The 18,893-nt window shown below is 49.2% G+C and carries 13 protein-coding genes; all 13 read left to right on the plus strand.

Annotated features, from left to right (window positions below; genetic code table 11):
* Positions 1-53: 53 nt before the first annotated feature.
* Positions 54-1,334: a UDP-N-acetyl-D-mannosamine dehydrogenase gene (gene wecC, locus FHJ80_RS10020; protein ID WP_139527025.1), complete on the plus strand. Its 1,281-nt coding sequence runs from the start codon at positions 54-56 to the stop codon at positions 1,332-1,334.
* Positions 1,335-1,445: 111 nt separating this feature from the next.
* Positions 1,446-4,721, plus strand: a complete 3,276-nt coding sequence (locus FHJ80_RS10025) for a glycosyltransferase (protein WP_139527026.1) — start codon at positions 1,446-1,448, stop codon at positions 4,719-4,721.
* 9 nt (positions 4,722-4,730) lie between these two features.
* Positions 4,731-6,872 (plus strand): glycosyltransferase, encoded by a 2,142-nt coding sequence (locus FHJ80_RS10030; protein WP_139527027.1) that lies wholly within the window; start codon positions 4,731-4,733, stop codon positions 6,870-6,872.
* A 239-nt stretch (positions 6,873-7,111) separates the two neighbouring features.
* On the plus strand, positions 7,112-8,611 hold the full coding sequence (locus FHJ80_RS10035) for a heparinase II/III family protein (protein WP_139527028.1): 1,500 nt from the start codon (positions 7,112-7,114) through the stop codon (positions 8,609-8,611).
* Between the two features lie 10 nt (positions 8,612-8,621).
* Positions 8,622-9,377: a hypothetical protein gene (locus FHJ80_RS10040; protein WP_139527029.1), complete on the plus strand. Its 756-nt coding sequence runs from the start codon at positions 8,622-8,624 to the stop codon at positions 9,375-9,377.
* 478 nt (positions 9,378-9,855) lie between these two features.
* Entirely contained in the window at positions 9,856-11,001 is a 1,146-nt protein-coding gene (locus FHJ80_RS10045; RefSeq protein ID WP_139527030.1) for a glycosyltransferase family 4 protein, read from the plus strand.
* A gap of 15 nt (positions 11,002-11,016) precedes the next feature.
* Positions 11,017-11,754, plus strand: a complete 738-nt coding sequence (locus FHJ80_RS10050; RefSeq protein ID WP_139527031.1) for a class I SAM-dependent methyltransferase — start codon at positions 11,017-11,019, stop codon at positions 11,752-11,754.
* Between the two features lie 87 nt (positions 11,755-11,841).
* The gene (glmS, locus tag FHJ80_RS10055; RefSeq protein WP_139527032.1) at positions 11,842-13,683 is read left to right on the plus strand and encodes a glutamine--fructose-6-phosphate transaminase (isomerizing); all 1,842 of its coding nucleotides are present in this window, start codon (positions 11,842-11,844) and stop codon (positions 13,681-13,683) included.
* Positions 13,684-14,157: 474 nt separating this feature from the next.
* Positions 14,158-14,403, plus strand: coding sequence for a DUF3450 domain-containing protein (locus FHJ80_RS10060; protein ID WP_139527033.1), 246 nt, complete (start codon positions 14,158-14,160; stop codon positions 14,401-14,403).
* A gap of 28 nt (positions 14,404-14,431) precedes the next feature.
* Positions 14,432-15,898 carry a glycosyltransferase family A protein gene (locus tag FHJ80_RS10065; protein WP_139527034.1) on the plus strand — a complete coding sequence of 489 codons (1,467 nt, stop codon included), beginning with the start codon at positions 14,432-14,434 and terminating at the stop codon, positions 15,896-15,898.
* Between the two features lie 45 nt (positions 15,899-15,943).
* The gene (gene glmM, locus FHJ80_RS10070; protein ID WP_139527035.1) at positions 15,944-17,281 is read left to right on the plus strand and encodes a phosphoglucosamine mutase; all 1,338 of its coding nucleotides are present in this window, start codon (positions 15,944-15,946) and stop codon (positions 17,279-17,281) included.
* Positions 17,282-17,361: 80 nt separating this feature from the next.
* Positions 17,362-18,345, plus strand: a complete 984-nt coding sequence (locus tag FHJ80_RS10075; protein ID WP_139527036.1) for a hypothetical protein — start codon at positions 17,362-17,364, stop codon at positions 18,343-18,345.
* Positions 18,345-18,860, plus strand: coding sequence for an NUDIX hydrolase (locus FHJ80_RS10080; RefSeq protein WP_218013979.1), 516 nt, complete (start codon positions 18,345-18,347; stop codon positions 18,858-18,860). The genes FHJ80_RS10075 and FHJ80_RS10080 overlap by 1 nt, the downstream gene beginning before the upstream one ends.
* Positions 18,861-18,893: the final 33 nt, after the last annotated feature.

An 18,893-nucleotide genomic window follows, 5' to 3' on the forward strand; every position in this document is an offset into this window, starting at 1 on the left:
CTATTCGCGGCTCACCATTTACTATTCATCATCGACTACTCACGGATAAACACATGAAATTTGAAACCATCTCCATGATTGGCCTGGGCTACATTGGTCTGCCGACTGCTGCGGTATTTGCTTCACGGAAGAAGAAAGTGATTGGTGTCGATGTCAACCAGCACGCCGTAGATACCATTAACAAGGGCGACATTCACATCGTAGAGCCTGAGCTGGATATCGTAGTGAACGCTGCAGTGAAGCAGGGCTACCTGCGTGCAACCACTACCCCTGAACCCGCTGATGCCTTTTTGGTAGCCGTACCTACACCGTTCCATACGGATGAAAACGGCCAGAATCACAAAGCAGATTTAAGCTATATCGAAGCAGCAGCTAAATCCGTAGCGGCAGTGTTACAGCCGGGCAACTTGGTGGTTCTAGAATCCACCAGCCCCGTAGGTGCCACCGAGCAGATGGCAGAGTGGCTGGCAGAAGCACGGCCAGACCTAACCTTCCCGCAAACCCACGGCGAAGCATCCGATATTCGTATTGCCCACTGCCCCGAGCGTGTTTTACCGGGCCATGTGATTCGCGAGCTGGTTGAGAACGACCGCGTGATTGGTGGTATGACCCCGAAATGTGCTGAAGCTGCCTGCGCGCTCTATCAAATCGTGGTGGAAGGTGAGTGTGTTGCTACCACTGCTCGCACTGCCGAGATGGCCAAGCTAACCGAAAATAGCTTCCGCGATGTCAATATTGCTTTCGCAAATGAGCTTTCCACCATCTGCCACGAGCTAGATATCAATGTGTGGGAACTGATTGCTTTAGCAAACCGTCACCCACGAGTGAATATCCTGACCCCCGGTGCGGGCGTAGGTGGTCACTGTATTGCTGTAGACCCTTGGTTCATCGTAGATGCCTGCCCAGAACAGGCCAAAATCATTCGCGCAGCGCGCGAAGTGAACGATGCCAAACCGCAGTGGGTGCTAGGCCGTGTTAAAGAAGCGCTGGAGTACTACCACCAGCAGCACCCGGATGCCAAGCGTAGCGATTTGACCGTGGCTTGCTTGGGGGTTGCCTTTAAACCGGATATTGATGACCTGCGTGAAAGCCCCGCCCTGGGGATTGCCAAAGAAATTGGCAAGCTGGGCTGCAAACTACAAGTGGTCGAACCCAATATTGAAACACTGCCTAAAGGCCTAGAAGGCGATAAAGTAACACTGGCGACCTTCGATGAAGCCATGGCACAAGCCGATGTGGTCTGTGTGTTAGTGAAGCACAAGCCGTTTATTGTTCATAAGAAGGCCGTGAGCGGTAAGGAAACCGTCATCGACGCTGTGGGTCTGCTAGGTTAAATATTCACCCATAACTGTCGCTAAACCAGGTGAGTGGTAACAGCAAGGCGTTTCGCAGCCCAAACCACCACTCACCACTCACCATTCACCATTTATCTCTCACGGAAACCCATGGACGAGCTTCTTCAACACGCCACACATCTAGCGAATCAAACCAGCCACGCACTTTCGATGCCTATTAAAGGGCGTGTGGCTTATGTGGTCAGTCATGGTCAAAGTTATGCGAGCAACGGCTATGCGATTCGCACACAAGGTGTGGCTAAAGCCCTTAACCAACATGGCTTTGAAACTCTATGTTTTGTTCGGCCGGGTAGACCGTGGGAGTTAAAGCAAAATAGCCAACCTACTCCTCCTGAAGTGACCCTGCAGGGGGTGCGTTATATTCATAGCCGCTGGCCTAATGATGTTGCGCCGACCAACGAGCGCGAGCACTTAGAAGCGAGCGTTCAGCAATTCATGACGCTTTTCAGCGTTTACCGCCCAGAGGTGGTGCTAGCTGCCTCTAATTGGATAGTAGGCTTACCCGCCTGGGTGGCGGCTAAGCGCCTAGGTTTGCCGTTTTATAATGAAGTACGTGGTTTCTGGGAGCTATCACGCGCTGCACAAGATCCCGCTTTTGAAAGTAGCAAAACCTGCCAAATTGAAGCAGAGCGCGATACCTTTGTGGCAAAGCAGGGGTTAACCACTTTCACGTTAAATACCCCTATGCAGGAAGAGCTGGTGAAGCGTGGCGTCAAGCGAGAAAGCATTCAGCTAGTACCCAATGGCGTTAGCGAGCTAACGAATATTGCCCCTGCCGACCCTGCGCTTAAGAAGCGCTTAGGAATTCAGGAAGGTGACAAGGTAGTGGGCTACATTGGTAGCCACAGTGTTTATGAAGGCTTGGATACCTTGATAGCAGCCTGTGAGGCATTGGTGCAGCAGGGGCAAAGTCTCAAGTTGTTACTAGTTGGAGATAGTCTCAATTTATCTCACACGGCTGAATATAAAAGTGCTGTGTCAGATAAGCCCTGGTTGGTTCATGTAGGGCGCATTCCTCATGAAGAAGTCGCGCTTTATTACACGCTTATAGATACAGTCGTTATTCCCCGCAAATCTTTGAAGGTTTGTAATATTGTACCGCCAATGAAAGCCGCTGAAGCTCTGTCTTACGGCAAGTGTTTAGTAGTATCTAACGTAGCACCTTTATTAGAGTACGCTTGTAAATATGATAGCGTTGTGAGCTTCGAGGCCGGGAATATTAAAAGCCTAGCTACGGCTCTTGAGCGCTCGTTGAAGTTGCCAGCGCCTAAGCCCAGTACGGATCTACTATTCTCGTCACATACTGAGCCGATGACACGTTCACTAAATGGTGAGGAAAATGCTCTAAGGCAAAAGATTGCAGCTAAGGCGCAGGCAAAATTGTTACCAACCACATCAAGTTTTGGTACGTTTAGCCACCCGGAAATCATCGAGCTACCTCGAAAAGATCCACTATGGTATTCCGTGTCGGTCAAAGCGGGCCAGTCGCTTATCATCGAAGCCGCTTCAGAGTATCGCAATATCAAAGGCTCCCAGAATCGCAAGGCGGTTTTGCTGGTCAATGCCTTCGATGCTCAGGGCGATCCGGTGGACAAGCCTTGCGGGAAGATGGCTAAGTCTGGTCATCTCAAGGCCTACTTTAAGTACTTGCCCTGCACTCAAAACCAGATCCAGGAGTTGCATAGTTTCACCGTACCGGAGGGCGTGAATGAGATCCGCGTGGGCGTATGTGGTTTCAATAAGAAAGACGGCGAGCAGGTGCTGCTGCGCGAGCTTCGCGTGAAGCCCAAGCCGGACAAGTCTCAGCCTACACAATTCGTACCGCCCAGTGCCCAAGCCGCCGAGATCAGTATCCTCGGCTGGCCAGAGCAGCCTTCCAATGGAAAGCCCTATGTAATTGGCGTTATGGACGAGTTTACTACCGGTTGCTTTGAGCAGGACGTTAACTTGATCCAGCCGCGCCCGGATAACTGGTACGCCTTAGCAGAGAAGTACAAACCCGAGTTCTTCTTTATTGAGAGCGCTTGGAAGGGAAATTACGGCAGTTGGCAGTATCGAGTGGCGGACTACGCCAACAAACCCGGTCAAGAGATTGCTCATATTTGCCAATATGCTCGGGAGAAGGGGATTCCAACTCTATTTTGGAATAAAGAAGATCCTGTTCATCACCAAAAATTCATGTGCAGCGCCAAACTGGTGGATCATATCTTCACCACTGATGCAAACATGAAAGATTCTTACCAAGCGAAGACCGGCAATCCCAATGTGCATGCGCTGCCCTTCGCCGCACAGCCCGCGCTTCACAAGCCCGCGCCGCTTTCGGGCCGTAAGCCACGTGCGTGTTTTGCGGGCAGTTGGTACGGAAACCGACACGCCGAGCGCGGAGAAGCCATGCGCTGGTTGCTCCAGGCCGCTAACCAGCATGGCCTAGATATCTACGACCGTAACCATGGCACCGGCATCTTCCCTTTCCCGGAGGAGTATCAATCAGGCATCAAAGGAAGCCTGCCTTATAAGGACCTCTGTAAAGAGTATAGCCGCTACCGTGTGTTCCTAAACGTCAACTCGGTCACAAATTCGCCCACTATGTTCTCGCGACGGGTCTTTGAGCTAATGGCATGCGGTACTCCTGTGGTCAGCACATATGCCAAAGGAATTGAGAACCTGTTTGAAAGCGATGCAGTGTGGCTTGTTGATAGTCAGGAGGAAGCTGACAAGGCCTTGTATACCTTGATGACCGACGACGTCGAATGGCGCCGCCGCAGCCTAGCTGGCATACGAGAGGTGTTCGCGAGGCATACCTATGCTCATAGGCTGAACGATATTTTCGACCGCCTTGGTATTGAAACTAAAATGTCTACTAACCCCTTCATTGCCTTGGTTTCTGAAGCGCACTCTCTATCCGAGTTAGAAGCCTTGCATGTTTTTGCAAATAAGCAAAGCTATCGGCATTTCAAACTTGGTGTAGTCTGTGAACCTGGGCTGGTTCAACTAGCGGGTTCTATCTCGAAGAACATAACGCTGCTGCAGCGCGGCCAAAAGACATCTTGGTTGAAGGAATCTCATGCCAGCACCTCTTGTGCAGGCTGGATAAGTCCACAGAACCAATATGGTGAGCACTACCTGCGTGATTTGGCCAACGCTAGTCTCTACCAACCTGATGCCGCTGGCTGGGCGAAGTCAGTTGAGAATGATTGCTTTACCTATGGCCGGCAAACCATTCTGAGTAGTGCTATTTGGAAAATGGCAGAATTTTCTAATCAGCTAATTAATATGCATTTTGATGCAGCTATTTTACGTGACGATCTCTATGTTGCTGACCACGATCAGTTCCAGCTTGCCAGTTCAGCGCGGCAAATGGTATAGGGCTAAATTATGACAAAACGTGTACTGATTTGTGGCAATCCTGATCTTAACTATATCGATGGTTCATCTATTTGGGCTCAGACGATTACTCTAGCAACCGCTGCTAGTGGCGAAGCCAAAGTAGAGTTTTTAGCCAAAAGTACTCCTGCACGAGATGAACTTTATGCGCCGCTGAAGAGTAATACTGACATTAGCATTATAGATGGTAGTGATCGGCAGCACTGGCAAGGTAAAGGGTTTGCTCGCATTACTCCGGCGATGATGGGCGAATTGGCAATTCGACTTGATCGCGCCCAGCCCTATGATGTCATCATCATCCGTGGACTGGAGATCGCAAGCCAGCTTTTGGATGCGCCGGATGTATTGGCCAAAAGCTGGATGTACCTGACTGACATTCCTCAGGCCCTCAGTGAATACACTCCAGAAGAGCGGTTGATGATGCAGCGACTAGGCAAGGGCTGCCAGCAACTGCTCTGCCAAACTGAGGGTTTTAAGGCTCTTTGGCAGGCTTTAGTGCCAGACCTAGATTCCAGTAAGATCCGACTTTATACTCCGGTAATTCCAGACTTTTCAGAGCGTTTGATACCAATCAGCGAACGCCCTCTAAAGGCTATCTATGCTGGCAAGTTCAAAGGCGACTGGATGACGTTGGAAATGGCCAAGGCTTGGCCCGCCATTCATAGTGAGCTGCCCGGCAGCGAGCTGGTGATGATTGGCGATAAAATCCATAACGAGCCTGAACAGCCTAATTACGCCGAGCGTATGCAGCAGGCCCTGCAAAACACTAAGGGCCTGTTTTGGCGGGGTGCGCAATCTCGTGAGGCTGTACAAGAGCAGCTTCTTCATGCACGGGTAGGGTTATCCTGGCGGCATGAAAGCATGAACGATACCGTGGAGTACTCTACCAAGATCCTGGAGTACGGCGGGGCCGGTTGCGCCGCGATTCTTAATCGGAACTCTCTCCATGAGAAGTTGCTGGGCCAAGACTACCCGCTGTTTGCTAACAGCGAAGCCGAGTTCAGGAGCCAGCTGGCGAGGGCTCTTAGCGAGCCTCAAGTGGCTCAGCGGGCTGCTGATGCTCTCAAACGCCTTGCCGAACGTCATACTTTCTCGACCCGGGTGGGTGAGATTCGTAAGTGGTTGCAGGATGCTCCCAAAGCATTCGAGCCTACGGCCAAAACCCGGGTTCTGGTGGCTGGTCACGACCTCAAATTCTTTACTTTGTTGCAGAAGAAGCTAGAAGCCACGGGGCAGTTCGAGTTTCTCATCGACCAATGGCAAGGTCATAACAAACACGACGAGAAGAAAAGCCGTGCACTGCTTGAACAGGCCGACGTGATCTTTTGCGAATGGTGTTTAGGTAATCTCAAGTGGTACTCGCACCATAAGCAACCCAATCAGCGTCTAGTGGCACGTTTTCACGCACAGGAAACCCGTACTCCTTACATGGGCGAGGCCGATTGGAAAAATATTGATCATGTTAGTTTCGTTAGTGAGCATACCCGGCGACAAGCGCTAGAAGTATTTGATGGTTTCCCCATTGATAAGACCACGGTAATTCCCAACTACTTAGACGACACTAAGTTCACGCCCAAGAAGAAGGTCGGTGAAGCCCGCTTTACCCTTGGTATAGTGGGGGTGGCACCTAAAAGCAAGCGCTTGGACCGTGCTGTGGATCTATTGGAATCCCTCCTTGAAGAAGATGACCGATATTGTCTGCGGGTCAAGGGTAAACATCCGCTGGACTACGGGTGGTTGCTTAAGAGAGAAGACGAGCTGGCTTACTACCGCAGTGTCTTCAGACGTATTAACCAGAATCCTAGGCTGAGGCATAAAGTGATTTTTGACCCACCCGGTGACGATGTTAACGATTGGTTCACTATGGTCGGCTTTATTCTCTCACCATCAGACTTTGAATCGTTTCATATGGCCATTGGTGAAGGCATGCTGACGGGAGCTGTGCCAATCATCTGGAACTGGGATGGGGCCGAGGTGGTCTGGGGAGAAAAGTGGGTCTCAAGAACTCTTCATGATGCTAAGCAGGCAGTCTTAGACGGTGGCCCTGATCAGGATCTGGCTACCAAGATTAAGGTTGGCATGCCCTCGCAAGATATCAGCCAACAGTGGCAGAAAGTTATCAATGGTATTTAAAAATTATTGTGGCGTGAGGAGGAATCTCTTCTAGCATACTTTTTGCTAAGCATATTAAAAAAGCTTAAGCATGATGATGTGGTCTATCAATTGCTTTTAATGTAAAGCCTGGCTTATGTTAATAAAAGTTTAGAGCCTTTATATTTTAGTCAACCATTAATTTAATTAGTGCTCAGTAGTAATATGCAATATGTGTATTGCTGTTTTAAAAATTAATTTGGTCATTTTAGTGGGTTTTTATGAGTTATATAAATAAATATGATGCTTTTAGAATTGGTAAGCAAGGGAGTGTTTTTGATGAGTGTTTTAAATTCAAGGCGAGGGCGGACTGTCAAGAGTTAATCATAAATAAAGATTACCGATGTGATGATATAGGCGACCAAAATCAATTGGCACAAATATTAATGTTTCGCTTTTTGGACAGTTATTTGCGAAATTTTAAGTATGAAAAAAATGTTTCTGCAACTTCGTGTTTAGAGATTATGTTATCGATAGATCATGCCCATGAAAATCACAAAATCTCATGGGATCCCATGGTTTCAGGAACAAGGTTGTTGAAATATTTGTATTTTAAATACGTAGTGTCAGATTTTGTTGGAGAAGACCTTTTAGAAAAGCTTAATGCGAGAATAAATTATACTATTGATAGGTTGGTAAAAATAAAATATCACAACTCAAATCACTATCTTCAAGGCTTGCATGCACTAGTCGCTGCTAGTGTTTTAGAGGGTAGAAGCGACCTTGAATATTTTAGAGATCTCGCGGTTTCTATGTTTTGCGATCTTTTTAATGAAGAAGGGTTTTATAAAGAAAACTCTGCGGAATATCACTTTTATGCTATCAGTATGATAAAAGACTTTGATTCCTGTGGTTGGTATGCTTCTGATCAGTTAAGTGATCTGTTGGTTAAGGCAGAGCGTTTTAATCATATTCTTTTCGCACGTGTTGGAGAAGTTTTTGCTTTTGGTGACACGGATAGAGACTTAGTAAAACGACAAGTCAGCAAAGGGGTAATAAAGATAGGAGACTATGATTCTGGGAAGTTGAATGTTAAGCCGATTACTGGAATTGTTAGATCTCGAACAGCTGATGACCGTTATTCAAGCGAGTTGATGCTAGTGAATTTTTATCACGGACAATCGCATAATCATCATGATTACTGTGCTTTTGAGTGGTTTGTAAATGATGGATGGGTTTTGTTAGATCCTGGAAAATTTTCTTACAGTAAAAGTGAAAAATCAGAATATTTTTATAAAGATAAGTCACATAATACTGTGAACTTTTCATCTTTTGGTCATGATTATAAAAATTCATTAAAATATGTAGGTGGTGAAGATAATGTAGCATTTAATAAAGTTATAGGGGGGATTGCGGATGAGAAGTTTGTCTTTCGTAGAGAGTTAAAGCATGGCCCTAATTATATAGATCTAAAAGATACGTTAATATTTCAAAAAGCTTCTCGAAAATCGAAGATTATTAGCTCGTTCAATGTTTCTCCTCATTATTCTGAAGTGGAAAGAGTTTCAAATAATGAGTTGCTTTTTTCTTCTGAAAAAACAAAATTTAGAATAAGCTCTAACAAGAGACTAAGCGTGCTTTTTGGGAATGAGAACCCATGCTTTGGTTGGGTGTCTGAAAAATATAATACCTCAGTGCCTTGCTGGTATGTGTATGTAGATATTGCTGAAGAGTTTAATATGATAGATTTGAAAATTAAATTCGAAATTTTAAATTTTTGAGATGAATATTGTGAATAGTTATACTGAATGCGTCGAATGGAATGGTGGTAAGTTTTACTTCAAGGTTGATCGATTAGACTTAGCACCTAATGGTGTCGTTATATTTATGCCATCAGCAAAGTCAGAGGCTTACAAGAATTTAAGGCCATATTTTCCAAGGGGTAAGTGGTCTAATAGTTTGGAAAATTTATGTGTCATTTATATTGCAGATCCATATGATGAGCCTCCATACTCAGAAAACTTTAATGGGAGTTGGTTTATTTCACCCGACTTGGGAATTAGTGCTTTACCTTTTGTTTCGATGCATATTAAAAAGATTTTAAAAAATCATCATGGTAAAGTTTTAGTTTATGGCTCTTCTATGGGGGGCTTTTCAGCATTATATTTAGGCGCGATGTTAAGTTCTGATGGCATATATGCAGAGTGCCCCCAGATTGATTTACGCGACTATCCTGGTAGTCGAGAAATTGCTAAAAGGCTTGTTGAAATGAATAATGCTGGCGAAGAGTGGCTTAATGTATTTTCTTTTTTCAGAAAAAACAGGTTTCCTTGCGGTGAAGTTAAAATATCTTTAAATATTGGAGACCGTCCGCATATGAGGTATTTATATAAAGAACTCAATAATGAAGAAAATAAAGAATTACTAATGGGTATTGCTGAAGGAAAATTTTCTATCAGTTTAAGTTGCCATTCAAGCGGATTTGGGCATGTCAATTTCACTCATGATGAAGTAATTGAAGATATACTTAGTTTCTATGAGTCATAAGTTTTCTTTTTAGTGTTGCAATATTCTTTTAATCAGTGCTTTGGTTGTATTTGTTATTAGATTTTTTATATGTGTGGTATTTTTTGGTTTTTAAGTGGTTAACAATGAATTGTTATTATCATAAAGTTTTGTAGGTTTTTTAGCGACTGCGTTTTTATAGATCAGTATGAAGATTGGTTGTGATTGCTTAACGTATTTTCCTATTGTGATTTTTTCATTAAGAAATGTAAGTTGAGGTTGTAAAAGAATAAAAAAAAGCGATGAGTTTGCTATGCTTGCCCTTTGCTGATCAATTAAATGATTAATGTATATTTTACCTGGATTGGGTAATTGAAGTGTGTATTGTAAAGTATCGCGTTTTCAATAATGTGTTTGGTTTTTTTATTTTTGCGAAAAGTAAGTAATTTGGTTAAGCCGCTATGAAAATAATAATTTTCTGTGGCTATTAGGCATATAACTAAAGTAAAGGAGCAGATTTATGCACGTCATAATGCCAGTCTTTTTTAAAGCCGCTCATGGTGGGCTGCATGAGAACGTACTCGCAGCAGCTCGTTTTTTAATCGATAATAATCATAAAGCTACTATAGTATGTCCACGTGGCCCATTTGCTGATTCATTATCTGGCTTTGGTGTGGGCGTTATACAAACTAATTATTTAGATCTTGAAGCGACACTTAATGAGATCATGAATCTTCATGACGTTGACCCAATTGATCTTGTACATGCCCATCCATTTGCTTCTCGAAAGCTTGGCTTAATGTTGTCAGAAAAGCTAAATATACCTATTGTTCTTACATTTCATGGGAAATATACAGATGATATTTCTCAGTACGTTGATAAGGTATCAGCTGTTTTAGCGGTATCATTTGGTATTCGTGATTATTTACTAGCAGAGCAATCGATAAAACCGCAGAAATTTCATGTGGTGCCTAATGTCCCTGATACAGGTTTTTTCCAACCGGTCTCGGAAAATTCGCAAAGTACTGATGGCAAGATTAGTGTTGCCTTAGTGTCACGTCTTGATAAAGATAAAGCATTCATTCTCGATGTCTTTGCAGATGCTGTTGAGTACGCCGCTGAAAATTATTCAGGACAGCTCTCTTGGATTGTTGTTGGCAATGGTACGCAATTAGAAGAGTTTCGTACTCGCCTTGATGCAGTACGGGGGGGGAATAGTATCGAGTTTCGAGGGTGGCTTGAAGGTGAGCCTCTTCGCAGCGCATATCAATCAAGTGACTTCGTATTCGCGCCTGGTCGATGTGCTTTAGAGGCCATGAGTTGTGGAGTTCCAACCATTGCTGTAGGTAGTAAAAGTTACTGCGGCTTGGTAAACGCAGAGACTTGGCAGCAAGGAGTGTATTCTAATTTTGGCGGCGTTGGTAATCAGCATACAGACTACAAGCCAGAGATGGTGCATCAAGATATGGATAATCTTCTTGCCTCGAAAAGCTATCGCATCGGCCTAGGTAATTTTGGCATCAGTATAATTCAACAGTTTTTCGATTTTCAAAAAATACATACGCAGCTATTAGGTATATATCGTCTCGCTATTACTTCATACGCCCTGGATAAAGGTGAAGGCGGCAAGGTATGTGAAGAGAAAAAACTCAATACAATCCGATAATAAGAAGGCTAGACGATGCTTGAAAATAAGCTTGAAAAGATGGAAAAAACACTTCTGCAGGCAACAAAGGATAGTTCAGTAAAAAACGCCAAAGATTTATTAATTGTGCAGAACCGTCTCTATGCTCAATTAGAAAGTCTCTCCTGGTTACAGCGGCGGTTGTCAATTCAAGGCCAACTGCCACCGCTACGCGGCTGGGCTACCTCTCCCGATTTCCTTCTAAAGCTTCACACTCATGTTATGGCTAGCCTGCCCAAAGTGGTCGTTGAGTTTGGTAGTGGTTCCTCCACTTTAGTGACGGCTGATGCTCTTCGTCAGAATGGTTTTGGTCAACTGATTTCCATTGAGCATAGCAGTCATTACGGCAAGCAGACGCTTGACACGTTAATTGCAGAAAATTTGCAACCTTGGGTAGATTTACGTGTTGGAGAACTAGAAGCTTGGAATAAGCATCACCTTTGCCCATCTGATGCGGAAAAGCCGCCTTTCTGGTATCCCGAGCGCTTATTGAAAGGTATAGAGGGTATCGACTTATTGCTTGTCGATGGCCCTCCAGGCGGCACTTGTGAGTTCGCTCGCTATCCAGCATTGCCAGCTCTGTTTGAAAGGTTAAATCCTGAAGCGCAGGTGTGGATGGATGACACCGTTCGCCAAGAAGAAAAAGATATCTGCCAGCGTTGGGCTGATGATTATGGGTTTAATTTGGAATACTACCCTCTTGAAAAGGGCCTCGGTATTCTGTCACGAGCTTAATTAGCACTTGGTGCATCTATGCAAATGCATATAGTTGTTAACTAAGGGCTGTTCTTTAAAAAATCATTCTGAATTAACGGAAATACTATGTGCGGCATTGTTGGCGCGATTAGCGCAAAGGAAAGCACCGATTTTTTACTCGCAGGGTTATCCACCCTGGAGTATCGCGGCTACGATTCGGCAGGCTTGGCGGTACTCAATAATGGGTTGCAGCGCGCCCGTGCCAAAGGGCGTGTTGCGGAGCTAGCCAGCAAAGTGGCGGAAGCGGGTATTAACGGGCATGTGGGTATCGCTCACACACGCTGGGCGACTCATGGCGTTCCCGCCGAGCGCAATGCTCACCCGCACATCTCCTCTGGCTTGGCGGTGGTGCATAACGGCATCATCGAAAACTACGAGTCTCTCCGTGAGCAGCTTCAAGGCCTGGGGTATGTGTTCACCTCGGATACCGACACAGAAACCATTGCTCACCTGATTCAAGCCTGTTTTAAGGGCCAAATTGGCGAACCCGCCGAAAACCTATTTTCTGCCGTGCAGTGTGCCGTTGCCCACCTGAAGGGGGCGTTTGCGTTAGCCGTCATTAGTGAGGAAGAGCCGGACTGCCTGGTGGTTGCCCGTGAAGGCTCCCCGCTGATGCTGGGCGTTGCAGAAGATGGCTACTATGCGGCATCTGATGCCTCTGCGCTGCTCTCTGTTACCAAGCGTATGATGTACCTGGAAAACGGCGATGTAGCTCGTTTGAGCCCCGATGCGGTGGTAGTGGTCGATGGTGTTGGCCAGATGGTTGAACGCGCCATTGTCACGTCTAGCTTGAATGCCAACGCGGTCGAGCTGGGCGATTACAACCACTACATGCAGAAGGAAATCTTCGAGCAGCCCCAGGCGCTGAGTAACACGCTGGAGATGATTAGCGGGGCAGGGCAGTTGCAGCCCGGCATTTTTGGTGCGGAAGCCGCAGAGATTTTCCAGCAGGTGGAGTCTGTTCTGATTCTGGCGTGTGGTACCTCTAGCTACGCAGGCATGACGGCGAAGTACTGGATCGAGCAGGTGGCGGGCATTCCTTGCAACGTAGAAATTGCCAGCGAGTACCGCTATCGCCATAGCGTGCCTAACCCCAAGCAGTTGGTCGTGGTGATTTCTCAGTCCGGTGAAACCGCGGATACCCTGGCGGCGCTGCACCATGCAAAGGCGCAGGGGCATACCTTCACCCTGGCGATTTGTAACGTTCCGGAATCTGCCATTGTGCGTGAAACCGCGCTGCGCTTTATCACCCGCGCAGGCCCGGAAATTGGTGTGGCCTCTACCAAGGCGTTTACCACTCAGCTTAGTGCGCTGTTCTTACTCATGCTGCTGCTTGCCAAGGCGAACCAGCGCTTGAGCGATGACGACGAAAAAGCGTATTTAGACGAGCTTCGTCACTTGCCCATTGCCGTGGATAAAGTGCTGGCGTTAGAGCCCAGCATTGAGGCGTGGTCTCAGCATTTTGCCAATAAGCACCATGCGCTGTTTTTAGGCCGTGGTCGGCATTACCCCATTGCTTTAGAAGGCGCGCTGAAGCTCAAAGAGATCTCCTACATTCATGCGGAAGCCTACCCAGCGGGTGAGCTGAAGCATGGCCCGTTGGCACTGGTGGATTCCGACATGCCGGTAGTAGTGGTAGCGCCCAACGATGAAATGTTGGAAAAGCTGAAAGCCAACATGCAAGAAGTGAGCGCCCGTGGCGGCCAGCTTTATGTGTTTGCCGATGGTGGCAGTTCAGTGACGTCGTCTGACGGTGTGAACGTGCTGTTGATGCCTGAGCACTACGGATTGCTTTCACCGGTGTTGCACGTGGTGGCGCTTCAGTTGCTTTCTTACCATGTGGCGTTGGTGAAAGGCACCGATGTCGATAAGCCGCGTAATTTGGCGAAGAGTGTGACGGTGGAGTGAGGGGGGATGGGTGGCTTCACTAGGGCGGCTAAGCGCTGCCCTTCGCGCCGGGCCGCCGCTGCGGGTTCAGTGGATGCACCTGTAGCGCGTGGTAAGCGGGGCGCACCCGCGAAGCACTCTGATAGGAGTGCCGATGATGGCACCGAGGTTTGATGATTCACGGTGGTTTCATCCAGGCGGCTATCCGCCGCCCCCGCGGGTGCCTCTTTCGCTCGTTGCTCTCGCTCTTTCGTTACGCCGCGCTACGGGGTCAGTGAATGCACCTGTAGCGCGCGGTAAGAGGGGCGCACCCGCAAAGCAATGCGTTGGCGGCGCCATTGGGGCGCGGAAGCTGACTTCTGATAAGATGATCAAGAAGGGGCCTTCAGGCCCTTTTTTGTAGGTGGGTGTTCAGGAGTGAACCGCCTGTGGCATTGAGGTTGCCGCATAGACGTGCAGGAAGCGATAAAAAAATAATGCCTGAGTGGGGATGCCATGTCAGATGCACAGGAAACAATCGCAAGCCTGGAGGCGCGTTTACAAGCGCTGGTGGAACACTATGCGGTAGAGCGTGGTGAAATGGCTGAGCAGCTGAGCCAGTTGCTGGAAGAAAATGACCGCTTAAAGCGTCAGGTGAAGCAGTTGGAGCACTCTGCGGGTGTACCGTTGGGGCAGTCGCAGGAATCTAACGGCCATGCGCTCACCTTTGATTTTTCATTACCTGATCAGCCCGTAAGCTAGTCAGGTAGGTGGTAATGCAGGAGTAAGGATGCAGGTGTTTAAGGCAGGAAAAGCACGGCTGCGCCAGTGGGTGGGGCAGCACGCGCTGGCCTTGGCGACGGGTGGTTCATCGTTCGCGCAATCCCCGGCGGGGGTGTGGTCTTACTATCGCTTGGGAATGTACCAAACAGTGGTGAACCAACCTGCCTTCCCAGATAACGTGAATGCTCAGTTCGCTAGAGCGGCATCGTTAACGGCACTGGGAGAAGCACAGCAAGCCGAAGCAGTGGCGCGTTCACTGTTGAAAAGCGGCCAACTAGGTGCCCGTGTGCCTGCGTTCATTCAAGCCATCGCTGCCTTTTCGCCCCCCTTGGCGGAACGGCTCTGCCACGAAGCGGTGCTACCTGCTTCGTCTTTTCTACCCGTAGGCTTAGCCATGCGGTTGGGGAATTATCCCTTAGCCAAGCAGAGACTACAGGCTTACCAGCAGGCGGTTAAAATCCCCAATCCTGAAGCGCTGCTGGTGGAAAGTAACCTCACTGCAACCACGGCGCTTCAGCAGTGCGACTTCATCAATCAATTTTTGGCCCGCCATGGGCTTGCCGCTGTTAAGCCCGTTGATGAGCACGCCCCGTTGGGCGTCATGAATCTTGCAGCGTTGGATAAGCCCGCCCACGCGGATGATGAAAGCGCGCCTGCAAGCCAAGGGCCGTTGGTCAGTGTACTGATGACGACGTACTGCTCGGGAGAGCGTGCCGTTCGTGCAATTGATTCGTTATTGGCTCAGCAGTACCGTCACCTCGACATCATCGTGGTGGATGACGCTAGCCCTGATAACACCTTTGAGCAGCTCTTGGCGTGCGCTAAAAAAGATGCGCGGGTTCGGTGTTATCAGTTGCCGAAAAACGCGGGCACGTACGTGGCTAAAACCTACGGTTACCAGCAGGCGCATGGTGAGTTCATTACCTGCCATGATTCCGATGACTGGTCGCACCCTGAAAAAATTAGCCGCCAACTGGCTCCCATGCTGAAACACCCGGCCATCATGGCGACCACGTCTCAGTGGGTTCGCTTAAGTGATGAGGGGACGTTTTTTGTGCGCCAGGCAGCACCGTTTACCCGTTTGAACCCGTCTTCGCCACTGTTTCGTCGTGCGGTGATTGAGCGCATGGGCAGTTGGGACTTGGTGCGTACCGGAGCAGACAGTGAATTCTTGGCACGCATGAAGCTGTATTTTGGTAAGAGTGCCGTAAAACGCTTGATTGAGCCGCTTGCGTTTGGCGCGCACCGAGATGATTCATTGATGACTGCTAAAGATACCGGGCATCAAGAAAATGCGGTCTCCCCAGCACGGCTGGACTACTGGGAAAGCTGGAGCAAGTGGCACCTTCAACAGTTACGCAACGGTGAGCCACTCTGCTTGGCACCGATAAGCGGTCAGCGGGCGTTTCCGGCACCCGATGCCATTGCGGTGCCTGAGGCGGATATCAACACATTGCTAGGTGAAGCGCGTTAAGGCGCTCGCCAGCCATTAACATAATACGTTTGGTGGGTTTGGAGAATGCGAAAGTATTTTGGTACCGATGGGGTTCGCGGGTTAGTAGGGGAGTTCCCCATGACCCCCGATTTTGCCATGAAGCTGGGCTGGGCCGCTGGGCAGGTGCTGGGCGCAGAAGGCATTAAAGAGGTCATCATCGGTAAAGATACCCGTGCCAGTGGCTATATGCTGGAGTCGGCGTTAGAAGCGGGGTTTTCCGCAGCAGGCGTGAACGTGGCGTTGGTTGGGCCGCTTCCTACTCCGGCGGTGGCGTATTTAACCTCCACCTTCCGTGCGGATGCCGGGGTGGTGATCAGTGCCTCGCATAACCCGTTTCACGATAACGGCATTAAGATTTTTGGTCAGGGTGGTTTCAAACTCTCAGACGCACAAGAGCAAGAGATAGAGCGCTTGCTGCATACCGCCATTGAAGGCGGCATGACGTGTGTGAGTTCGGAGCTGTTGGGTAAAGCCCGCCGAGTGGACGATGCCGCTGGGCGTTATATCGAATACTGCAAAGCGAACCTGCCCGGCCACTTGAGCTTGAGCGGCCTGAAAGTGGTGGTGGATAGCGCCAACGGCGCTGCCTATAAAGTGGCCCCGGCCGTGTACCGCGAGCTGGGGGCCACCGTGGTGAGTATTCACGACCAGCCCAACGGCGTGAACATCAACGCGGGCTGCGGTGCCACGGCGATGGAAAGCCTACGGGCGGCCGTGCTGCAGCATGAAGCCGACCTGGGGATTGCGCTGGATGGCGATGCCGACCGCCTGATGATGGTGGACCACACAGGTACAGTGGTCGATGGCGATGAGCTGCTGTTCCTGCTGGCGAAAGATGCCAAGGCATCGGGTTATACCGGCGGTGTCGTCGGTACTCAAATGAGCAATCTGGGCCTGGAGCAAGCACTGGCAGCCATGGATGTGCCCTTTAAGCGCGCCAAAGTAGGCGACCGCTACGTGATGGAGCAACTCAAGGCCACCGGCTGGCGCTTGGGCGGCGAGGGGTCTGGCCACTTACTGAGCCTAGACCACGCCTCCACAGGCGATGCCATCATTGCCTCACTGCGCGTACTCACCTGCTTATTGCAGCAAGAGGCAACGCTGTTTGTGGCAAAGCAGGGCATGCACAAGCTGCCGCAAACGTTGATTAACGTTCGCTACACCGCCGTAGAAGGCATCGACCCGCTAGAAAGCGAGCAGGTGAAAGCGGCAGTCGCCAACGTAGAAACGGAGCTTGGCGATAGTGGCCGTGTGCTGTTGCGTAAATCAGGCACCGAGCCGCTGATTCGTGTGATGGTTGAAGCAGTGGATGCCGAGCAGGCGACCTCTTGCGCGGAGAAAATCGCCGCAGCGCTGGCGTAATCCGGCCGTGAGTAGTTCAAGCCAGCCAGCCTTTCGGCTGGCTTTTTTGTGGCACTTTGTTGTGGCTAGGTAACAGGTCGATGATTCTAAAAGAGAAGCTGTTTCTGGCTAATTGCGACTCCGTGCGCCAGTTAAGCCCAGATGACGTACGCGCTCGTTTTATGGCAGGCGTGCTATTTGCGGATGGCGTGGTGCTTTCGCCAAATTTACTGATCGATAACCCGGCGATTATTTCGTTACTGGCATCCAAGCATGTTCAGCGTTGGTTCAAGCGCGATGAGCACAACGAGAGCAAGCTGATGATTCGCGGCTTCGGCCTGGAGAATGGCTTTTCCCTGGTCGACTATTTTGAGCACTTAGATGCCAACTATGTGGTGTCTCAGTTGGGCGGCGTGCGTAAGGGCGAGCTGACGGCTGTGCAGGCTAGCCAGCTCAAAAAGCAGTTAGAAACAGCCAGCGATGTTTTAACTTGCTATCAGCCCTCTATCGTGTCGCTCGAGAAGAAACCCGGGGCATTGAGCGAGCAGATACGCTTGCGGTTAGCTGGGGCTGCTACTTCCACCACGGAGGTTGCTGTAGAGGCGGAACAGCAGCGCAGCGTTCACCAACGAACGCTGGCGCTGGTCGAACAAAGCGGCAAGCCGCTAGGGTCGCGTTCTGATTGGTATTCGGCGCTTGGCGCGTTGGAGATACCCGCTCTTCAGCGTGATCAGTTCCGCTTGGAAGTCGTAGATGCGAGCTACAACGGCCTGTTCGTGGGGGAAGGGGAGGCGTTCGTGATGGATCGCATCCAGGTGCTTTCTCGTTTGCCGCTGTGGCTATTGGATACGGGTATTTCGATAGGTAGCCGACGAGAAGAGTTGGCCACGCTGAAAGCAGGCTATGATCTGTTTAACTTTATCTCTACCTTAGGCAGCGAAGAGCTGGCGAGCATTTTGGCCGATAAAGCCTTGGAGTACGCAGAAGAGAAAGCCAAGGCACATGGGGTTTCCTGGTGTGAGCGGCGCAACTGGTTTGGCCTTTACCCTAAACTAACGCGCTTTATGGGCGTGGAGTTGAAATAGTGCCTACACACTCCTCAGATGAGCATATCGAGTATCAGAATCCTTGGTTTCGCGTGGTGCGAGAGGGCGCCTATCACTATGTCGATGAGCCGGGGGCGCAGGCCGGGGCGGCGGTGCTGCCGCTGGTGGGTGACACGGTGTGGTTGCTTGAGATGCGCAGACCCGCCCAACAGGGGGCAGTCACGTGGGAAATTCCGCGTGGCTACGGGGAAGCTCACGAAACATCGCAGCAGTGCGCGCTGCGAGAACTGCGTGAGGAAACGGGGCTACTCGCAGAGCCAGCGCAGCTTACCTGGCTGGGAAAAGTACGCCCTAATACGGCCATACTGACTTCCTGTATCGATATTTATTTGGTGAAATTGCCTTCTAATCACCCACCACAAAGGCGGGATCGAGAAGCAGAGCGCATTGTTGAAATACCCATAAAGGCTTTGCCAAGTGAGTTAGCGCAGGGCAAGTTAGAAGATGGTTTTACACTGGCAGCGTTGAGTTTTTATTGGGCAACTTTACGCTAAGGGTATGCTAGCCTTGGCGTTTTGCTTATTACT

The organism is Halomonas sp. BL6, assembly GCF_006228115.1.
Lineage (GTDB): Bacteria > Pseudomonadota > Gammaproteobacteria > Pseudomonadales > Halomonadaceae > Vreelandella > Vreelandella piezotolerans.

Bases quoted from the DNA above. Each gene is read 5' to 3' on its own strand.
- wecC (WP_139527025.1), top strand. From the start codon at position 54: ATGAAATTTGAAACCATCTCCATGATTGGCCTGGGCTACATTGGTCTG.
- FHJ80_RS10025 (WP_139527026.1), top strand. From the start codon at position 1,446: ATGGACGAGCTTCTTCAACACGCCACACATCTAGCGAATCAAACCAGC.
- FHJ80_RS10030 (WP_139527027.1), top strand. From the start codon at position 4,731: ATGACAAAACGTGTACTGATTTGTGGCAATCCTGATCTTAACTATATC.
- FHJ80_RS10035 (WP_139527028.1), top strand. From the start codon at position 7,112: ATGAGTTATATAAATAAATATGATGCTTTTAGAATTGGTAAGCAAGGG.
- FHJ80_RS10045 (WP_139527030.1), top strand. From the start codon at position 9,856: ATGCACGTCATAATGCCAGTCTTTTTTAAAGCCGCTCATGGTGGGCTG.
- FHJ80_RS10050 (WP_139527031.1), top strand. From the start codon at position 11,017: ATGCTTGAAAATAAGCTTGAAAAGATGGAAAAAACACTTCTGCAGGCA.
- glmS (WP_139527032.1), top strand. From the start codon at position 11,842: ATGTGCGGCATTGTTGGCGCGATTAGCGCAAAGGAAAGCACCGATTTT.
- FHJ80_RS10060 (WP_139527033.1), top strand. From the start codon at position 14,158: ATGTCAGATGCACAGGAAACAATCGCAAGCCTGGAGGCGCGTTTACAA.
- FHJ80_RS10065 (WP_139527034.1), top strand. From the start codon at position 14,432: ATGCAGGTGTTTAAGGCAGGAAAAGCACGGCTGCGCCAGTGGGTGGGG.
- glmM (WP_139527035.1), top strand. From the start codon at position 15,944: ATGCGAAAGTATTTTGGTACCGATGGGGTTCGCGGGTTAGTAGGGGAG.
- FHJ80_RS10075 (WP_139527036.1), top strand. From the start codon at position 17,362: ATGATTCTAAAAGAGAAGCTGTTTCTGGCTAATTGCGACTCCGTGCGC.